The sequence below is a fragment of the Testudinibacter crocodili genome (assembly GCF_006228025.1).
GTDB lineage: Bacteria > Pseudomonadota > Gammaproteobacteria > Enterobacterales > Pasteurellaceae > Chelonobacter.
Map to the genome: position 1 here is coordinate 1 of NZ_VDHF01000162.1, position 2,082 is coordinate 2,082.

Genomic DNA, 2,082 nt, shown 5'->3' on the forward strand with positions numbered 1-2,082 from the left:
ACTGATCCAATGAGATTAGCCGCCCAAGTTATTAGTGGCATAGGGTTCATAGGAACAGGTGTTATTTTACATAAAAATAATGATATGATATCCGGGATCACTACTGCAGCAATGATCTGGAGCGCTGCTGGCATAGGTATCACCGTTGGAGCTGGCTTCTACGGCGATGCAATTACTGTTGCTATCATCATTATTATTACTTTAAAATATAGTCGTTATTTGAAAGTAATTATCCCAAAGAGAAACTATATTAATAAAATTAACATTATCCTTGATATCAATAGTGAACTAAATATTGAAGATATTACTCAAACTATCCACCATAAAAATTGTCAAGTCGATACCGTAAGCATCAAAGAAGAAAATGATAATCACCTGATACTTTCTATTAGTGCTTACCTTTCTAAACACCAATCTTCTTTTGAAGTATATAAAAAATTAAAGAGTATTCAAAATATTAACGGTATTGAAATCAAATATTTCAACTAATGCTTTGCATTAATTCTGCTTCATTTTCTGATAAATAGCGATTAATTTCGCCTATAACTTGCTCTTCCGAAAGATGGCTAAAAAGATATTTTTTGACCATTTTTCCAATAAAAAACTCAATTTTACGCAAATTAACTGAAAAACCAAGCGGGTTAATATTCTCACGAATACCATTAAACTCTTTCTCATAAGCCAAAGGCAACCATGGCATAGTTTTAATAATCTCTTGATTTGATAAAATATTTTTTCTTGCAGAGTTGCCACCTAACATAACATATTGATCATGAATTTCATCTTGCATAAACCATGACAAAAATTGTATACATTCTTGTTTATGTACAGTATGCTTAGAAATAACCAAACTTCCTCCACCAAACAAAGGCATATCACCGGGAACAGGAGCAAAACCAAGCGAAGGCGAAAGCTCTGCATGGGATAAATGAAAAAAGTGATTCATATAAATAATCAACATAGGAATAGTTTTATTTTCTAACATATTAACAGCATTAGACCACCACTTATCCTCCAGTAGTTTTGCGCTAAGAAATAATGTCTTCAAATTAATTAATACATCAATTGATTTAATAACATCCAACTTTAATGAGTTTAATTCAAATAAACTGGCTGAAAGGGCATAATACCTGACAAAAAACTCTGTTGCCAAAACCTCCTCATCTCCTAAAACCAACGCTGTTCCATAAGACGTTGGGGAGAGTGAGTTTTTATTTTCGCTAAAAAATTGTACAATGCTATTAAATTCTTCAAAATTTTTTGGAATAGATAAATCTTTCTTATTTTGTTCAAAATACAATCGTCTTATTGTTTGATTTTCAAAAAAATCTTTCCGGTAAAATAATATTTGTATACTAGGATCAAAAGGAACTGCATAAACATCCTCACCCAAAAGACAAAATCTTTTAATAATATCTTGAGAGTAATTTTTTTCTAATTGTTTTTTAGTAATAAAATTAAAAGGCGTAAAGTTACTCTTAGCAAACCATGGAAAACTCTCCATATCTATCCTAATAATATCATATTGCTCAGCTTTATTAATATCATTTAAAATTAAAGAAATCTCATTAAAACTGACAATTTCAATATTCACCTTAATTCCAGAAACCTTATGAAAGTGCGGTATAATCTTCTTTAGCGCTTGTATTGAAGGACTGTCAATCGTTAGAATATTCAAAGATTTATGATATTTATGCACATAAGATAGATCACTATCAGAAGAAAATAAAATACCTTTATCTTTAACTTTAATATTTCTTTTCCTACCCACAATTAGGCTAAAGATATTATCTGAAATCAATTCATAATTAATATGATATTTGATAAATCGATAATCATTGATATAACTATTATTATAAAGCGTATAAATAATTGGTTCAGGATAGTTAGAAAAATAAAATGCATTACGTAACTTTTCAGCGCTCTCAAAATCATCTACTATGACTGAATCTAGCCTATTATGTCGAACAAATTCTACAAAATCAAACATTAATCCATAATCATTCAAATCATATTTAATGAGTTTAATATCTGCTTCTGGTTTATTCTTTTTCAAATAACTCGTAATAAAATAATATATAG

At 29.3% G+C, this 2,082-nt stretch carries 2 protein-coding genes; one reads left to right on the forward strand and one right to left on the reverse strand.

Annotated features, from left to right (window positions below):
- Positions 1-489 (forward strand): MgtC/SapB family protein (locus FHQ23_RS12060; RefSeq protein WP_176552324.1); only part of this gene is annotated, 489 nt, incomplete at its 5' end.
- Here the strand turns inward: FHQ23_RS12060 and FHQ23_RS12065 are convergent.
- The coding region (locus FHQ23_RS12065; RefSeq protein WP_267963720.1) for an ABC transporter substrate-binding protein at positions 482-2,082 on the reverse strand (1,601 nt) is incomplete at its 5' end. The genes FHQ23_RS12060 and FHQ23_RS12065 overlap by 8 nt on opposite strands.